Here is a 16017-nt window from a genome sequence, read left to right on the forward strand (position 1 = left end):
CCTGGCGTGATGCAGGGGGCTCCCATGGTCTGCTGCCGCTACCGGACGCGGGAGCGACTTACAACGTCAGACCCGACTCCAGGTGCGCGAGCGCCCGGTCGATCTCGGCGGGCCCGTCCATGCCGGGATCGTGCGCCCACTGGAGCCAGATCAGGGTCACGATCCCGAACACCGCGCCCATGGCGTTGCGCAGCCGGGCGTCGCCGGCGTCGCATCCCGCCTTGACCGCCAGGATCTCGGACGTCTCCCCCAGCAGACCGGGGCTCTTGCGCAGGTTGGCGGCCACCAGCTCGGGCACGGTCGCCGCGAACACCTCCCGCGCGTGCCCCGCCGCGATCTCCTCGGCCGTCATCGAGTCGAACGCCGTACGGAACGCGCCGCGCAGCACGGTGACCGGCGGACCCGGCGGCTGCACCTGAAGAGCCTCGATGAGGGGCGGGAACCGATCGAGCGTGACCAGATCCTCCTTCGTCGGGAAATAACGGAAGAAGGTAGCAGGCGAGACCTCGGCGGCCTCGGCGATGTGATCGATGGTGGTGGCGTTGTAGCCACGCTCGCGGAAGAGCCTGAAGGCTTCCCGCAGGATCGCCTCCCTGGTCCTGGCCTTCTTGCGTTCGCGTAGCCCGCCGTTGCCCATGCCCGCACTGTACTCCACCCTTATTTGACGGCTCACTTTCATCGGCAGCCCCGCCGGGCATCGGAGGCCACGGCGCGTGCCAGGGGGAACCTTGCCTCGCTTGCTCCAGTGCCGGCTCAGTAGGTGATGAACCCGTACAACGCCAGATGGTTGGACTTCGTACCGCTCACCGTGTGATCGATGCTCGACGGCTGCACGGCGCCCTTGACGAACAGGTAGTCGATCTTACGGGAGTCCATGGTCGATCGCGCTCCGTAGCCGGTCATGCCGAAGCCGCTCAGTGTCGAGGAGGCGATGTCGGTGCGGTTCGCGTCGATGCCGATCACTCGGATGGTTGAGGCGTTCATCAGGCGCGTGGCGTCCACACCGACATGGATGCCGGAGTTCGCGATGCCGGTGGAGCCCGCACCCGAGCAGGCATTCGCTCCGTTCTGCTCCGGAAGGTGCATGGCCGCGGCGAAGACCGACGTCCCTGTCCTGTTGATCGCGAATCTCGCCGCGATGGCGCTCGTGCGCTTCCACTTGTACGCGTTGGCCGCGCCGTCGTCGTTGCTGGGAGGCTTGTACAGCGTGCACCCGGCTCCGCCGGTGTACGGGGTGCCGAACTTCAGCCAGCCAGCGCTCCAGTATTTCGAGATGTCGCCCGCCGCCAGGCTCAGCGTCCTGGTGTTGTAGACGATCCCGTTGGTCTGCTTCTTCTTCAGGTCGCCCAGCGACTGCTGACTGCAGTGGTGCGAGCCGCCCCACGGCTCGGGGTCGTCCCAGGTCACGATCGCTTTGTACGTGCCCGCCGGGTAGCCGAACTTGGCTGCGAGCTGGTCGGCGTACGCCGTGGCCTGTCCCGTGCCGCGGACCTGTTGCACGATCAGAAGGTCCGGAGCCCGCACGCCGGAGGTGCCCGTCCTGCCGCTGGCGTCGACCAGCATCGAGGTGAGGTGGTCCGGGCCTGAGATCCGGGTGCACGAGCCGTCGGCGTTGTTTCTGACCAGGTTCTCGATGTTGTTGGTGTAGACCCTGAGGACTCGATCGGTCGTGCCCGCGGGCCCTTCGTGCGCCTGCACGCCCGATGCCGGGACGGTGGTCCCGGCGAGTGCGGCAGCCGCCACGAACGCCAACGCGCCAGACGGTCGACAGGTTGAGGCCATTCTCGAACAGTAACGCTGAGCCGCGGCGATGAGGAGTGTGTTCACGCCTCGTCAGGTCTGGCGCGGGGTGACCACACGATCCCCGCTCCGGCGTCCGGCACGCTGCCGAGCCGGACGCCGGAGTACGCCGTCGCTAGGACGGAATGGCGCCGAGCTGCCGCATCTGCGAGAGGACGTCGACGACCGCCCAGGTCTCAGCGACCCGGCCGTCGGCGAAGCGGGCGATGATGATCTCCTTGTACGTGACGGACTTGCCCGTCGGCGCCAGCCCCATGTATTCACCCCGGTGCGTGCCGGTCACCGTGTTCCTGCTGACGACCCTGTCCCCCTCGGCGATCACGTCCTCGATCTCGATGCGCAGGTCGGGGAAGCCCCGGTGAAGCACGGCGAGCACATCCTTTATCGCCTGCTTCCCCTTCGTCTCCAGCGGCAGCGGGGTGTGGATCTGCGCGTCCGGATCGACCACCTCGTCGATCGTCTTGGCGATGATCTCCGCATCGCCGGTGCTGAAGGCGTCATGAAAGCGCCGGAGCGTTGCCTTGTTCCGTGTCACCTCGGTTGCTGACATACGATCCCTCCTCGGGTCGATGAGTAATTTCTGGTGTTCGCCACCGTTCGCCGCCGTTCGCAGCGAGATGTGGCCGATCAGGCGAGCGTTGACCTGAACGAGGCGCTGGTGCCGGTCACCAGCTGCAGGGGCCGAACCGTCCCCAGGCGACGAGCACGAACAGGATCCCGGGAGCCGGCAATCCGGACGGCTCCCCGCGGCGGATGTGCAGGGCCCCCGCTCCCGCCATCTTGATTCCCGGCGACCGGAGTCAGGACGGGTGCGATTCCGTGGCCGCCGGCACGATCAGCCCGATCGCGCCGAGCACCTCCAGCGCGCTGACGAACCGCACCGACGCCGGGCAGAAATCGCGGATCCACGGATATGAGACGACCAGCTTGTCCCTCGGCTGGCCGGTCTTCACCAGGCCGGACATGGTGAACATGACGGCCACGAAGACCTGCACGATCCACGAGATGAGGGCCGGGATCCGGTACGGCCGCGCCGCTCTCGCGGGACGGAAAGGTTGTCGCTCATGTCGAGGAGACGAATGAGCAGCCGTCGAGGGGACAGGCGCCCGGACCATGACGGTCCGAACGGGGAGCGGGTCCGGGTGAGCGCCGGTGGTCACGGGGTCGGTCGCAGACCGGTCAGGAATCGAGAAGCGCCGGCCCCGGCCCTCGCCTAACGTGACCGTCATGGGCCTCACCCTTCACGCTGGCTTCGTCCCTTACGCCTTCCGCTCCCCCGGGCCGCGTGGCGGAAGCGCAGGACGACCACGCGTACGCTCAAGGCTGATCGAGCCAGGCGACGCAGCCGAAGGCCGCGAGAGGCGGCCCGCCCAAGGAACGGAGACACGGTGAGCATGACCACGAGGAACGACACGCAGTCGCCTGCGCCGCATACCGCCGACAGCCACGATGTGATCCGCGTGCACGGCGCCCGCGTCAACAACCTGAAGGACGTCAGCGTCGAGATCCCGAAGCGCCGGCTGACGGTGTTCACCGGCGTCTCCGGCTCGGGCAAGAGCTCGCTGGTGTTCAGCACGATCGCCGCGGAGTCGCAGCGGCTGATCAACGAGACCTACAGCACCTTCGTCCAGGGCTTCATGCCGTCGCTGGCTAGGCCGGAGGTCGACGTCCTCGACGGACTGACCACCGCGATCATCGTCGACCAGCAGCGGATGGGCGCCGACCCCCGCTCCACCGTCGGCACCGCCACCGACGCACACGCGATGTTGCGCATCCTCTACAGCCGGATCGGCGAGCCGCACATCGGCTCGCCCCAGGCCTTCTCCTTCAACGTCCCCACGGTCAGGGCGAGCGGCGCGATCACGGTCGAACGGGGCAACAACCGCAAGGCCCAGAAGGCGACGTACACACGGATCGGCGGCATGTGCGGGCGTTGCGAAGGCCGGGGCACGGTCACCGACCTCGATCTCACCCAGCTCTACGACGACTCCAAGTCGCTTTCCGAGGGCGCGTTCACCATCCCGGGGTGGAAGTCCGACAGCCTCTGGACGGTACGCGTCTACGCCGAGTCCGGCTTCGTCGACCCTGACAAGCCGATCCGCGAGTACACCAAGGAGGAAATGCAGGACTTCCTGTACAAGGAGCCGGTCAAGGTCAAGGTCGAGGGGGTCAACCTGACCTACGAGGGCCTGATCCCGAAGATCCAGAAGTCGTTCCTGTCCAAGGACAGGGAGGCCATGCAACCGCACATCCGGGCGTTCGTGGATCGTGCGGTCACCTTCACCACCTGCCCCGAGTGCGACGGCACCCGGCTCAGCGAGGAGGCCCGCTCCTCGCGGGTCAAGGGCATCAACATCGCGGAAGCCTGCGCGATGCAGATCAGCGACCTGGCCGAGTGGATCCGCGGCCTCGACGAGCCGTCGGTCGCGCCGCTGCTGGCCAAGCTGCTGCACACCCTCGAGTCCTTCGTGGAGATCGGGCTGGGCTACCTCTCGCTCGAGCGGCCGGCGGGCACGCTGTCGGGCGGCGAGGCGCAGCGCACCAAGATGATCCGCCACCTCGGGTCCCCGCTCACCGACGTCACCTACGTCTTCGACGAGCCCACGATCGGCCTGCACCCCCACGACATCCAGCGGATGAACAACCTGCTGCTGCGGCTGCGGGACAAGGGCAACACCGTGCTCGTCGTCGAGCACAAGCCGGAGACGATCGCGATCGCCGAGCACGTCGTCGACCTCGGCCCCGGCGCCGGCACGGCGGGCGGCACCATCTGCTACGAGGGCAGCGTCGAAGGGCTACGGGCCGGCGACACCATCACCGGCCGCCACCTCGACGACCGCGCCGAGCTGAAGACGTCGGTACGCACGCCGAAGGGCAAGCTGGAGATCCGCGGCGCGGACCGCCACAACCTGCAGGACGTCGACGTCGACATCCCGCTCGGCGTCCTCTGCGTGGTCACCGGCGTCGCCGGCTCCGGCAAGAGCTCGCTGATCCACGGCTCCATCCCCGCCTCCGCGGGCGTCGTGTCGGTCGACCAGGCGCCCATCCGCGGCTCGCGGCGCAGCAACCCGGCGACGTACACCGGGCTGCTCGACCCGATCCGCAAGGCGTTCGCCAAGGCCAACGGCGTCAAGCCGGCGCTGTTCAGCGCCAACTCCGAGGGCGCCTGCCCCAACTGCAACGGCGCCGGCGTCATCTACACCGACCTGGGGATGATGTCCGGCGTCACCACCACGTGCGAGGAGTGCGAGGGCAGGCGGTTCGACGGGTCGGTGCTGGAATACCGCCTCGGCGGGCGCGACATCAGCGAGGTGCTGGCGATGTCGGTGACCGAGGCCGAGGAGTTCTTCGGCGCCGGTGAGGCCCGTACGCCCGCCGCGCACACCATCCTCGGCCGGCTCGCCGACGTCGGGCTCGGCTACCTCAGCCTCGGCCAGCCGCTCACCACGCTGTCCGGCGGCGAGCGCCAGCGGCTGAAGCTGGCCACCCACATGGCCGACAAGGGCGGCGTCTACGTCCTGGACGAGCCCACCACCGGCCTGCACCTCGCCGACGTCGAGCAGCTGCTCGCCCTGCTCGACCGGCTCGTCGACGCCGGCAAGTCGGTCATCGTCATCGAGCACCACCAGGCGGTCATGGCGCACGCCGACTGGGTCATCGACCTCGGCTCCGGCGCCGGGCACGACGGTGGGCGGATCGTCTTCGAGGGCACCCCCGCCGGCCTCGTCGCCGCCCGTTCCACCCTCACCGGCGAACACCTCGCGGCCTACGTCGGCGCATGACCGCTCCGCCGGACGCCGGGTTCTGGTCCCTCGTCCCGTCGATGAGGCGCGTCGGGGAGCCGCAGCAGCCGGTCGGCCTGGCGGAGCACCTCTTCCAGGTACCGGCGTGCGGCGGCGGGATGGGCTGGTGTGTCCGGGTCGATGAGCATGCGGTACATGGCCGCGCCCACGACCATGTCGATCACAGTGTCGATCTCTGTGTCGACCACGGTGTCGGTCTTGTCGTCGATCTTGGCTTCGGCGTCCAGCCCGCCATCGCGGCGGGCACGGTCGAGCGCGGCGTGGATCAGCCGGCGGCGCGGCTCGATGTACTGTTCGCGGTAGGTGGCCAGGAGCGACGGCCGGGTGACGCTGGAGCCGATGAGCTGGGCGAGGATCGCCCGGAAGCGGGCGTCGCCGAAGGTGCGCACCCAGGAGTCCACGAGCTGTTCGCCGGCCGGCCGCGCGGCGTCGTTGGCCCAGATGTCGGCCTCGGGGACGAGTGTGCGGGCCCGCTCGATCGCCTGGGTGAGCAGCTCCTCCTTCGACGACCAGCGCCGGTAGACGGTCACCTTGGCCACCCCGGCGCGCTTGGCGATCTGCTCGAAGTTCGCGCCTTCCAGGCCGCGCTCCACGAACAGCTCCAGCGCCGCCTTCATGATCGCCTCGTCCGCCTCGGGGTCGCGTGGTCTGCCCCGGGTGCGCCGCTCAGAGGTCACCGGAACTCCACCCGCCCCCAGCCCGTGCCGGACGCCGCCGGGACGAAGTGGGGAGTGTGCCCGGGCCGCAGCCGCCAGCCGGGGGTGAGGACGGCCTCCATGTGCGCGCGCAACTCCCGCAGCCCCTCCTTGCCCGGCGTCCCATGGGCGAACGCGGACAAGACCCGCTCGGACTGGTAGCGGGTGTTGTCATGGGCGAACAGCGGCACGACGCCGGCGTCGGAGGCCAGCAGGTTCTGGATGCGCCGGGCCGCCTCGATCTGGTGGATCGTGTCGGCCCCGCCGATGGTCATCTGGCGGACCTGGTCGACGGCCAGGTGGGGCAGCGTGTAGAGGGTGTCGCCCATGAACAGAACGCCGCCTTCGTCCATGCGCAGCAACACGCACATGTGGCCGGGCGAGTGGCCGGGAGTGGGCAGCAGGACGATGCTTCCGTCGCCGAAGTGGTCCTGGCCGGCCGGGAAGGCGCCGAAAGCGCCGGAGTCGAAGGCCGGGAAGGAGAGGTTCTCCCTGACGAGGTCGAAGGAGTAGGGATAGAGCACGCCGTGGTCCCAGTCGCGGCGGTCCATCACCACCGTCGCCTGAGGCAGGTAGCGCAGCCCTCCGGCGTGGTCGTCGTGGACGTGGGTGAGGAACACGGTGGAGACCTCCTTGGCGTCGTAGCCTAGCCGGGCCAGGCGGACCCGCAGGTCCTGCTGGGAGGTCATCTGATACTCGTCGCGCTCGCTCAGCAGGCGCGAGGTCATGTCGTAGTACCCGTCGTGATCGTGTGCCTGCTCCCTGTTGACGCCGGTGTCGACCAGCAGGAGTCCGTGCCGGGGGTGGTCGATGAGGTAGGCGTAGACCGGCACCACGATCTGCGCCTTGTTCACCAGGGTGCGCACGTAGCCGTTCAACCCCTCCCAGCCGTCCAGGCCGCCGTAGAACTGGCCGTAGGTGACGATGGTGTCGCCGGTGTGGATCGGGAACACCCGCAGGGCGCCGTCAGCGACCCGCCGCCGCGCGCCCGGAGCGCGTACGGCCGCCTGCCGCTGGTGCTCGCGCCGGGCCAGCATCTCGCGGCGCTGCCGTTCCACCCGGCTGACCGACCACCCGCTCAGCACGCCCAGCACCAGCCCGGCACCGCCCAGCAGGAAGGCGCGTCGGGTCTGCCGGGTGTCCGAACCGCCTGCCCTGCGGCGTCCGCGCAGGAGGGCGGCCGCCGCCCATCCCAGGCAGCCCGCAGCGGCGAGGGCCAGCAGCACCGGCAGATCGGTGACGTAGTAGACGACCGCGAGATAGAGCCCCAGCGTGCCCAGACCGGCCGGGACCCCGACGAACGCCAGCACCCGGCGCCGCGTGGACCGCCGGCCGAACAACCCGGGCCACAGCAGCCCGGCCACCGATCCGGCCAGCAGCAGCCCATAGACCACCAGCAGCGGCACCGGCACGCTTTTCAACCGCAGGACCACCAGCCACGCCGCGGCGACCGTGAGGGCGGAAACGAGTAATCCGATCTTGCCGAGAACCTTTATCATCCGGCCACTCCATTTCGTAAACGCATACGGATGCGTTTACATAATAGGCCGGCCGGGATCACCCCGCCCCTCACCCCCTCCCCCAGGGGCGCTCGGCTGGGAATGACCGCTTGGGAATCGTCCCGGAACCGTGGCCTCAGCCCTCAGAAACGACCCGTTCCCGTTGAGGGCGGCGGAGATGCCAGATGATCAGGGCAGGGGTGTCGTGGTAGGCGGCCTCGGCCGCCTCGGGGCACCACTGCTGGGCGAGCGGGCCGCCGTGCCCACCGGGCAGCTCGCCCCACCTGGGTTCGCGGCAGGTCACGATCTCCAGCCCCGCCTCATGGATGGCGGCGATGTAGTCGCCGGCGAGGAAGCGGCTGGCCGGCATCGCCCGGATGCCGCCGTCCGGCCCTCCCACCGTGACCACGCCGCCCAGGTAGAGCGAGAGAACATGGATGTCTGACAACACGATGTGGCCGCCGGGCCGGCTCACCCGGGCGAGCTCGCTCAGCGCCGGTCCGAGGGCCGGCTGGTGGGTCAGCGCCAGCGCACAGACCACCAGGTCGAAGCTCGCGGACTCGACCGGAAGGTCGTGCAGGTCCGCCTGGTGGAACGTGCCGTCCGGCGTCTTGGCCCGGGCCAGGGCGAGCATTTCCGCACGGCCCCCGCCGAACTGGCCGCACAGACCGGTCTCGGACTCGGCCCGAGCAAGGCCCGCACATTCAGCCTTGCCGCAGTCGCCTGGATCAGCGTGCCCGCGTTCGCCGCCCTCACCCTCGCCCTCAGCGTCGCACTCGGTCTGGTCACGCTGGACCTGTCCGGCCTCAGCCTCTATCGCGACACGATGGGCGTGCAGGGAGGCGATCTGCAGACCGCCTGGGTCAGCCAGGTCGTCACCGGGTTCACCCTCTGCACCGTAGTCACCATGATCCCCGCCTTCGGCGAGGAGTGGGGCTGGCGAGGCTGGCTGGTGCCCTGGCTGAGCAGCGAGGCCGGAGTGAGCCGCGGACTGCTGATCTCCGGCCTGATCTGGGGACTGTGGCATGCGCCCCTGACCCTGCTCGGCTACAACTATCCGAACCTGGGCGCTTGGGCCGCGCTGGTCTTCATTGGCTTCTGCGTGACATTCGGCCTGGTCATAGGCTGGCTGCGGCTGCGCACGGGCAGCATCTGGCCCGCCGTCGTAGCGCACGCCGCGTTCAACGCCACCGTCCCAACGTTCCTTATGCTCGGCGACGCCACCACGCCGCCGAACTTCGCGATCGCCGGCCCTACCGGCGTCGCTGGCTGGGCTGTCCTGGGCTTGCTTGCGGCCGCCCTGCTCGAAGCTCCTTCCAGTACGGCAGCCCGCACCGATCTGAAGTTGTCCCCCGTAGATCTCGTCCGAAGCCTGGTGATGCCGCTAAATCTTCTGGGTCAGCTCGACCTCGCGCCGGGCCCGTGCCGACGGGCCACGCCGCAGGCGCCCAGCTCTCCCTTCTCGGCGCTGGTCAGCCCGTCCTGGCGGCCCTCATCGAGGTCGGCCTGGCGCACCCAGGTACGGATCGACTGCGCGGAGGGCTGGAACTCCTTGGCCAGCTCCTCCGGCGTCCGTCCCGCGCGCACCAGCTCCACCGTCTGCCGGCGAAACTCCGGCGGATAGTTGTTCGGCACAGCAGACTCCTTCTCTCGGGAACCGGGGTTCCCAGAGATCAGGTGTCCACAAACCGGGCCATCTCCAGTCCAGTACAACTGCTCCCCGGATCCGCCGTCTTGGACGGTCGCAGGAGCCCTGCGAAAGCGCCGGGCCGCGCACGCAGCCGGTGGCGCCCTGGGACAGAAACCGGCGGGTGATGTCAGTGATCCTCCACTTGCCGGCCCGCCACGGTCTTTCAATCCTTGTCTTATGACATTAGATGAATAGAGCAAGTGGTGATCGAGTTCCATCTGGATGACAGGTCGGGCGTCTCGCCGTACCTGCAGCTGGTCCAGCAGGTACGGCGGGCGCTGCGGCTGGGTTTGCTGCGTGAGGGGGATCGGCTTCCTACGGTCAGGGACGTGGTGGCCCAGGTGACGATCAATCCCAACACCGTGCTCAAGGCCTACCGGGAGCTGGAACACGCTGGACTGGTCACCGCCCGTCCGGGTGCCGGGACGTTCGTGACGGTGACGCTGGCCGACGCCACGCTTGCCGCCGCGTACGGCCCGTTGCGTCAGGACCTGCGGCGCGGTGGAGATCACCCGCGCCTACACCCGAGCCTTCTTCGACCAGCACCTGCGCGACAAACCCCAGCCTTCCCTGAACAAGCCCTCGGCACGCTACCCCGAGGTCAAGCTCTGCTCGGTGAAGACGAAGACCTGCTCGTAGCCGAGCACCCGGCATCGCCGCCGTCTCCATACCGGCATAGATCCTCTTCGACGACCTCGTCACGGTCCTCTGGCTCCACGGCGGTCTCCGTCATCAGACGCTTCTCCTTGATCGTTAGATCCGTTAATTGGACACTCCCGCGCCCCCGGACGGGGCTTCGTCATTTTCGGGTCCCTCGGGCCGGGCGCGGACGGGCGATCAGCGCGTCGCGTTGCGCGGAGCTCAGGCGGTCCGGCCTCGGGGCGATGGCGTACGCGCCGCGCCCGCGCTGCTCCACAGCGAACGGGTCGGAGAGGACCGGACGTCGGCCGATCGTGTCCAGGGCGTCGGCTGCCCGCTGGACGGGCCAGTCCAGGGCCGTGGCGAGGTCGTCCGCGGTGAGCGGCCGAGCGGCGTACACCAGTGCGGCCAGCACCGTCAGCGCGTCGCGCACGACGGCGCCGGTGGGGCCGCTGCCGTTCATCTGCTCGCTGATCCAGGTGAAGAACTGCGCCATCTCGCCCAGCCGGGCGCCGACGCGCGAGCCGGCGCCGAAGATCTCGCTCCCGTGCCGTGCGGCCGCCGCGACCTCGGCGTGCGCTCCGGTGTCGGCTCTGAACGCGTGGAGCCAGACGTCGTCGTCGATGACGTACCGCTCGCGGCGGCCGGAATCCTGCGCGCGTTTGACCAGCTCCATCGCCTCGAGATAGCCGATGGCCTTCGACACCGACGCCGGGCTGACCTGTAGCCGGCGTACGAGCTCGGCGGACGTCAGGCTGCCGGGCTCGGAGGTGAGCAGGCAGACGAACACGCGAGCGGGCATCCGGGGAAGGCCGGTCCCGGCCAACAGCGTCGCCAACCGCTCCACGAAACCGGGCACGGGCTCCGCCGGCGGCTCCGCGGCCTGAACCGTTCTGCGGCGGCGGGCGCGCTGCCCGGCGGCCTGCTGGGCTCGGTCGGCCAGGTAGCCGCCGGGCGCGCTGTTGCGTGCCACTTCGCGGCTGATCGTGGACGTCGGCCTGCCCAGCCGCCTGGCGATCTCGGCGTATCCCAGCCCTTCGACCATCCAGATCGCGATCTGCCTGCGATCCTCGTGGCTCAGCCTGCCTCCGGGCATCGGCTCGTCCTCCTGCCGGTTCGGGTCCACGGGTGCGTTCACCAACAGTACATTGCAACAACTGGCCGGTCCGGATTGCATTCACCGGCAATTCTGTTGCAACGATCCACGCAAAAACCCCAAACATTCGTTGACGAGTTTTGAAAGGCAACGTAGCCTTTCCCTGCTTTGAAAAACTCAGGAATGACGAGGAACCCCTTATGGCACAAGCGTTGGACGTGACCCGGATCCGAGCTCGCGTCGCCGGGCTGCTGGCGGAATACCGGATCCCGAGCGCCGCGATCGGCGTCCTCCACGGCGGGGAGACCACCGACTTCGCCGTCGGCGTCACGAGCGTCCTCACGCGGGATCCCGCGACGTCCGGCACCGTCTACCAGTGCGGCTCCGTGTCCAAGACCTGGACCGCCCTCGCCTTCATGCAGCTCGTCGACGAGGGGAAAGTCGCTCTGGACGAGCCGGTGCGGACCTACCTTCCTGATTTCCGGGTGGCCGACCCCGACGTCAGCACCCAGGTCACACCCCGCCATCTCCTCAACCACACCCACGGCATCGAGGAGGACTACGGAGATCCGGGCGAGGACGACGACGTGTACGAGCGCATGGTGCGGAACATCGCCGACGCACGCCAGGTCCACCCCCTGGGCCACACCCACGGCTACAGCGCGGCCCTGGGCTACGCGATCCTCGCCCGCATCATGGAGGTGATCGACGGCAAGCGGTGGGACGACATCATGAAGGATCGCCTGTTCGACCCCTTGGGACTGATCTCGACGAGCAGCCGGCGTGAGCACGTGAGCCAGGACCGGGCCGCGACCGGGCACCTCATCCGATCCCTCGAAGAGGGCCCCGTCCTTTCACCGCTGGGTCACCTGCCACGCTCCTTCGGCCCCGGAGGCAACGTCAACACGACGGCCTCGGAATTGCTCACGCTGGCGTACGTCTTCCTCAATGAAGGAAAAGCGCCGAACGGCACCGGAATCGTCTCCCCCGGCATCATCCGCGAAATGGCGGAGTCGCGGGTCCCCGTACCTGACCCGTACATGTTCGGACCGGAATGGGCACTCGGCCTCATCGTGTGCGACTGGCACGGGCAGACCGTCTATGCCCACGACGGCAGCACGGTCGGCCAGAGCGCCCGCCTGCGAATCCTGCCGGAATCGAACATCGCCGTCTCGATGCTGGCGAACGCCGGGCCACGCGACAGCTTCTACCGGAAGGTGTTCAACGAGATCCTGGCCGACCTGGGCGCGGTCACGATCCCCGGCCTGCCGGAGCCCGACCCCACCCTGGCGCTCGATCCGTCCAGGTATGAAGGCTCCTACGAGCGCCCAGGCGCCCGCTACGAGGTGGCGGCAGAAAACGGGAAGCTGCACCTCAAATTCTCCCTGAACCCCATGGAGGCGCAACTCCTCGACAGGCCGGAACAGCTCGACTACGAGCTGCTCCAGATCAGCGAGACCCACTTCCTGATGTCTTCGGACGATCCGCTGGAGGACCCTCAGACCGTCGCGATCTACGACTTCCAGAATGGCGCCGCACAATATCTTCACACCAATTGCCGAGTGAATCCGAGAGTGCGTCAGGAGGGTGGCACGATGCCCGTCATGGCTGTTTCCACGGTTTCCGACAGCGACGGTTTCTGGGATTCCTTGAAGCAGGCGTACGGCAGGCTTCCCCAGGGCGCCAGGTGGACGCTGGCGGTGGCGAGCACCGACGGGACCAAGGCGGTGAACGTCATCATTCATGACTCGATCGACGACGTCAGGAACTTCCTCGAGGACCACACCGGTGCCTTCGCCACGACGGACTACTTCGAGGCCGACGCGGCCAACGCGGTCGGCCTCCCGACGAAATAGCCGCTCCTCGCACAGCCGGACGGTGACCAACGCCGCCGGAGCCGTAACCGCGAAGGCGCTAGCCGAAAGGCGGCCCAGAGGCGGCTATCACGTGCTTGAACACCTGGACGTCCTTGAGCTTGAAGGACGCGGTGGGCCTGGGGGCACCCGCCCGCCAGGCGTCCAGCGCCTCCTTGGCCTCGAAATGCTCAAAGATGTTCACCCGGCCAGGGTCGACGGCGTCGGGTGAGATGGCCACATCGATGCACCCGGGATGGGCGTCCGCCCAGCGAGGCGCCACCGGCCCGCGCCCGCTGCTCCAGGTGATCTTGCCGTCCCTTGACGGTGACGCATCCGGTCCTCGTCGCCGCGTGAGGTGGCGCACATCACATGACCGCGCTGTCACAGGGATCGGGCCGCCGGTGCCTCATGTTCGTCAGGGTCCCGCGCGAACGATCCGCGCGGCACCACCTCGGCCCGGTTGCGTGGTGACCGCCGCGCGACCGGCCACACATGAAGATCGGAAAGACACCATGAGCAAGGTCTGGTTCGTGACCGGTTCGTCCCGCGGCCTCGGCCGCAACTTCGTCGAGGCCGCACTGTCCCGCGGCGACAAGGTGGCCGCGGCGGCCCGCACCACCGTGAGCCTGGACGAACTGGCCGCCGCCTACGGCGAGGCGCTGCTCCCGCTGGAACTGGACGTGACCGACAAGGCCACCGTCTTCGAGGCCGTGAAGCGGGCCGACCAGCACTTCGGCCGTCTCGACGTCATCGTGAACAACGCCGGCTACGCCCAGGTGGGCGCGATCGAAGAGCTGACCGAGCAGCAGCTGCGCGACCAGCTGGAGACCAACCTGTTCGGCGCGGTGTGGGTGATTCAGGCCGCGCTGTCCTACCTCCGTCAGCAGGGCGCGGGGCACATCATCCAGATGTCCTCGGCGGCCGGGCTCATCGCGATGCCGCTCGGCGGCGCATACCATGCCTCCAAGTGGGCCCTGGAAGCGCTGAACGAAACTCTCGCCCAAGAGGTCGCCGACTTCGGCATCAAGGTGACCGTGGTCGAGCCCGGCGGCTTCGCCACCAGGGCGGGCAAGAACCCGGACCCGCTCGACAACGGCCACATGGCCGAGGCCAACCCGATCTACGACGGCCTTCGCCGGCGGCTCGCGGGGTTCGCGGGAAAGCAGCCCGCCGGCGACCCTGCCGCCGCGGCCCAGGCACTCCTCAAGATCGTCGACTCTGACGCCCCGCCCCTGCGGGTGCTCTTCGGGCAGGGCTTCTACCCGATGCTCCAGCAGGTCTACGCCGACCGGCTCAAGACCTGGGCCGACTGGCAGGACCTTTCGGCGCAGGCTCACGGCACGCTGGATCGGTGACCCCTTCGGGCAGGTCGGGCCGCGGCACCAAGGTTCGCGGCGGCCCGGCCGAGCCCGCCGTGACGCTCGGCGTTGAAGGCGGCCTTACGAACGAACCTTGAGTCCGTCCAGGGTGAGATCGAGCAGGCGTTCGGCCTGCTCGCGTTGTTCGGGCTTCGCCGAGGTCAGGGCGATGCCTGCGAGGGCGGCACCCATGTCCGCCGGGCTGATGTCGGTGCGGATCTCCCCGGCGGCTGCGCAGGCGTCCATCAAGACGGCGATGGCGGCCTGAATCATGTCCCGGCTGTGACCGTAGGGGTTTCCTCCCGTGGCGACGATGGCGCGCAGGGCGTCGGCCATGCCGACTTTGGCGGTCACGTAGTCCAGGAAGAGGCGTGTCCAAGCACGCAGGGCTTCTCCGGGTGGATGTGCCGCGAGCAGGCCAGGCACGGCATCGCACAGTTGAGCCACCTCGTTGCGGTAGACCGCCTCGATCAGAGCGTCCCGAGTGGGGAAGTTGCGGTAGAGGGTCGCGGTTCCCACGCCCGCTTCCTTGGCGATGCGCTCCAGGTGCGCGTCCAGCCCCACCTCGGCGAATACGCTCACCGCAGCCGTGATGATCTTCTCCCGATTGCGTCGCGCGTCAGCTCGCAACGGGCGTTGTGCGTCTTTGCTCATCGGCGGCTGCCGTCCCCCTTCCGCTCTTCTCCGGTTGCTAAACGGAGGCGCGCCCACTTAAGCTCGATTAAGTGGTGGCGCCTCCACTTCCACTGTAGGTCACAGATCGACCTGCGCCTATTCCTCGTGGAAAGGACTACTGATCATGACAGGAATCGCAGGCAGGGTCGTAGCGATCACGGGTGCCAGTAGCGGCATCGGAGCAGCGACGGCGACGCACCTCGCAGGGAAAGGCGCCCGGCTCGTGCTCGGCGCACGAAGAAAGGACCGGTTGCACGCGGTGGTGGACCAGATCGTTGCACAGGGCGGCTCAGCCGTCGGGGCCGTCATCGACGTGACGCGCCGGGAGGACCTGAAGCTCCTCACGGACACGGCGGTCCATCAGTTCGGCCGGCTCGACGTCCTGGTCTCCAACGCCGGCACGATGGCGGTGTCTCCGTTTGACGAGTTGCTCCAGGACGATTGGGACGCGATGGTCGCAACGCACGTCAACGGACTGCTGAACGGCATCGGGGCGGCCCTGCCCGTCTTCCGGCGGCAGCACTCCGGCCAGTTCGTCAACGTCGCCTCCACCGCGGCCTACATCGTGAAATCCCCGCAGGGCGTCTACGCGGCCACCAAGACAGCGGTCAAAGTACTGACCGAGGCGCTGCGGCAGGAGTCGGGGCCGCACCTGCGCGTCACTCTCGTCTCACCTGGCTTCACCAACACCGAGGGTGTGGGCAAGGGGGCAAGCCCCGAGGCAGCGGCGGCGCTGGTCCAGCAGCGCGACGAGATCGCCATCCCGCCCTCCGCCATCGCGTCCGCGATCGGGTTCGCGATCGAGCAGCCATCTGGCGTTGACATCAGCGAGGTCGTCGTCAGGCCGACCGTGCAAACCTGACGACCAGCACACAACCACCAGGGGCGGTGCCCGGAACGCGGCCA

At 68.5% G+C, this 16017-nt stretch carries 16 protein-coding genes and 1 pseudogene; 7 read left to right on the plus strand and 10 right to left on the minus strand.

All coding sequences use genetic code 11. The features are described 5' to 3' along the window. Positions 1 to 58 precede the first annotated feature (58 nt). From E1294_RS04785 to E1294_RS52420, 4 genes are all read right to left on the minus strand, one after another. Positions 59 to 637 carry a TetR family transcriptional regulator gene (locus E1294_RS04785; protein WP_132504853.1) on the minus strand — a complete coding sequence of 193 codons (579 nt, stop codon included), beginning with the start codon at positions 635 to 637 and terminating at the stop codon, positions 59 to 61. A gap of 116 nt (positions 638 to 753) precedes the next feature. Further along, complete coding sequence (locus E1294_RS04790) at positions 754 to 1743, minus strand: hypothetical protein (RefSeq protein ID WP_246082821.1); 990 nt, start codon at positions 1741 to 1743, stop codon at positions 754 to 756. A 172-nt stretch (positions 1744 to 1915) separates the two neighbouring features. Next, a complete protein-coding gene (locus E1294_RS04795; protein WP_132504857.1) occupies positions 1916 to 2350 on the minus strand; it encodes an ester cyclase in 435 nt (144 codons plus the stop codon). Between the two features lie 250 nt (positions 2351 to 2600). Continuing rightward, positions 2601 to 2795 (minus strand): DoxX family protein, encoded by a 195-nt coding sequence (locus E1294_RS52420; protein ID WP_165977088.1) that lies wholly within the window; start codon positions 2793 to 2795, stop codon positions 2601 to 2603. Between the two features lie 399 nt (positions 2796 to 3194). Here E1294_RS52420 and E1294_RS04805 point away from each other — a divergent pair, with 399 nt between their 5' ends. Then, complete coding sequence (locus E1294_RS04805) at positions 3195 to 5582, plus strand: ATP-binding cassette domain-containing protein (RefSeq protein WP_132504941.1); 2388 nt, start codon at positions 3195 to 3197, stop codon at positions 5580 to 5582. Here E1294_RS04805 and E1294_RS04810 read toward each other — a convergent pair. The 3 genes from E1294_RS04810 to E1294_RS04820 all read right to left on the minus strand — a co-directional run bounded on the left by E1294_RS04810 (position 5567) and on the right by E1294_RS04820 (position 8431). Continuing rightward, positions 5567 to 6280, minus strand: coding sequence for a TetR/AcrR family transcriptional regulator (locus E1294_RS04810; RefSeq protein WP_220447554.1), 714 nt, complete (start codon positions 6278 to 6280; stop codon positions 5567 to 5569). The genes E1294_RS04805 and E1294_RS04810 overlap by 16 nt on opposite strands. Continuing rightward, positions 6277 to 7797 (minus strand): N-acyl homoserine lactonase family protein, encoded by a 1521-nt coding sequence (locus E1294_RS04815; RefSeq protein WP_132504861.1) that lies wholly within the window; start codon positions 7795 to 7797, stop codon positions 6277 to 6279. Before E1294_RS04815 ends, E1294_RS04810 begins: the two co-directional genes overlap by 4 nt. A 136-nt stretch (positions 7798 to 7933) precedes the next feature. Beyond that, entirely contained in the window at positions 7934 to 8431 is a 498-nt protein-coding gene (locus E1294_RS04820; RefSeq protein WP_132504863.1) for a class I SAM-dependent methyltransferase, read from the minus strand. Between E1294_RS04820 and E1294_RS57930 the strand changes: the two genes are divergently transcribed. The 3 genes and pseudogenes from E1294_RS57930 to E1294_RS04835 all read left to right on the plus strand — a co-directional run bounded on the left by E1294_RS57930 (position 8387) and on the right by E1294_RS04835 (position 10126). Further along, positions 8387 to 9421 carry a CPBP family intramembrane glutamic endopeptidase gene (locus E1294_RS57930; RefSeq protein ID WP_132504865.1) on the plus strand — a complete coding sequence of 345 codons (1035 nt, stop codon included), beginning with the start codon at positions 8387 to 8389 and terminating at the stop codon, positions 9419 to 9421. The two genes, E1294_RS04820 and E1294_RS57930, sit on opposite strands and share 45 nt — an antisense overlap. A 269-nt stretch (positions 9422 to 9690) precedes the next feature. Further along, a pseudogene (locus E1294_RS55470) lies at positions 9691 to 9909 on the plus strand (GntR family transcriptional regulator); the annotation flags it as partial. A gap of 79 nt (positions 9910 to 9988) precedes the next feature. After that, positions 9989 to 10126, plus strand: coding sequence for a hypothetical protein (locus E1294_RS04835; protein WP_181958453.1), 138 nt, complete (start codon positions 9989 to 9991; stop codon positions 10124 to 10126). A 160-nt stretch (positions 10127 to 10286) separates the two neighbouring features. Here the strand turns inward: E1294_RS04835 and E1294_RS04840 are convergent, their stop codons facing one another. Beyond that, positions 10287 to 11222 (minus strand): helix-turn-helix domain-containing protein, encoded by a 936-nt coding sequence (locus tag E1294_RS04840; protein WP_132504945.1) that lies wholly within the window; start codon positions 11220 to 11222, stop codon positions 10287 to 10289. Between the two features lie 200 nt (positions 11223 to 11422). On the opposite strand from E1294_RS04840, the gene E1294_RS04845 reads away from it, so the two are divergent. After that, on the plus strand, positions 11423 to 13078 hold the full coding sequence (locus E1294_RS04845) for a serine hydrolase (protein WP_132504867.1): 1656 nt from the start codon (positions 11423 to 11425) through the stop codon (positions 13076 to 13078). Positions 13079 to 13136: 58 nt separating this feature from the next. Here the strand turns inward: E1294_RS04845 and E1294_RS54065 are convergent, their stop codons facing one another. Beyond that, on the minus strand, positions 13137 to 13280 hold the full coding sequence (locus tag E1294_RS54065; RefSeq protein WP_181958454.1) for a hypothetical protein: 144 nt from the start codon (positions 13278 to 13280) through the stop codon (positions 13137 to 13139). 310 nt (positions 13281 to 13590) lie between these two features. Between E1294_RS54065 and E1294_RS04855 the strand changes: the two genes are divergently transcribed. Then, a complete protein-coding gene (locus tag E1294_RS04855; RefSeq protein ID WP_132504869.1) occupies positions 13591 to 14433 on the plus strand; it encodes an SDR family NAD(P)-dependent oxidoreductase in 843 nt (280 codons plus the stop codon). Positions 14434 to 14517: 84 nt separating this feature from the next. Here the strand turns inward: E1294_RS04855 and E1294_RS04860 are convergent, their stop codons facing one another. Further along, complete coding sequence (locus E1294_RS04860) at positions 14518 to 15090, minus strand: TetR/AcrR family transcriptional regulator (RefSeq protein WP_132504871.1); 573 nt, start codon at positions 15088 to 15090, stop codon at positions 14518 to 14520. Positions 15091 to 15235: 145 nt separating this feature from the next. On the opposite strand from E1294_RS04860, the gene E1294_RS04865 reads away from it, so the two are divergent. After that, a complete protein-coding gene (locus E1294_RS04865) occupies positions 15236 to 15973 on the plus strand; it encodes an SDR family oxidoreductase (RefSeq protein ID WP_132504873.1) in 738 nt (245 codons plus the stop codon). Positions 15974 to 16017 lie beyond the last annotated feature (44 nt).

It is taken from the genome of Nonomuraea diastatica (assembly GCF_004349015.1).
In the GTDB taxonomy this organism is placed as follows: domain Bacteria; phylum Actinomycetota; class Actinomycetes; order Streptosporangiales; family Streptosporangiaceae; genus Nonomuraea; species Nonomuraea diastatica.

Excerpts from the sequence above, each read along its gene's own strand:
- E1294_RS04855 (WP_132504869.1), top strand. The coding sequence starts at position 13,591 with ATGAGCAAGGTCTGGTTCGTGACCGGTTCGTCCCGCGGCCTCGGCCGC.
- E1294_RS04795 (WP_132504857.1), bottom strand. The coding sequence starts at position 2,350 with ATGTCAGCAACCGAGGTGACACGGAACAAGGCAACGCTCCGGCGCTTT.
- E1294_RS04860 (WP_132504871.1), bottom strand. The coding sequence starts at position 15,090 with ATGAGCAAAGACGCACAACGCCCGTTGCGAGCTGACGCGCGACGCAAT.
- E1294_RS04865 (WP_132504873.1), top strand. The coding sequence starts at position 15,236 with ATGACAGGAATCGCAGGCAGGGTCGTAGCGATCACGGGTGCCAGTAGC.
- E1294_RS04785 (WP_132504853.1), bottom strand. The coding sequence starts at position 637 with ATGGGCAACGGCGGGCTACGCGAACGCAAGAAGGCCAGGACCAGGGAG.
- E1294_RS04840 (WP_132504945.1), bottom strand. The coding sequence starts at position 11,222 with ATGCCCGGAGGCAGGCTGAGCCACGAGGATCGCAGGCAGATCGCGATC.
- E1294_RS04845 (WP_132504867.1), top strand. The coding sequence starts at position 11,423 with ATGGCACAAGCGTTGGACGTGACCCGGATCCGAGCTCGCGTCGCCGGG.
- E1294_RS04820 (WP_132504863.1), bottom strand. The coding sequence starts at position 8,431 with ATGCTCGCCCTGGCCCGGGCCAAGACGCCGGACGGCACGTTCCACCAG.
- E1294_RS04815 (WP_132504861.1), bottom strand. The coding sequence starts at position 7,797 with ATGATAAAGGTTCTCGGCAAGATCGGATTACTCGTTTCCGCCCTCACG.
- E1294_RS04805 (WP_132504941.1), top strand. The coding sequence starts at position 3,195 with ATGACCACGAGGAACGACACGCAGTCGCCTGCGCCGCATACCGCCGAC.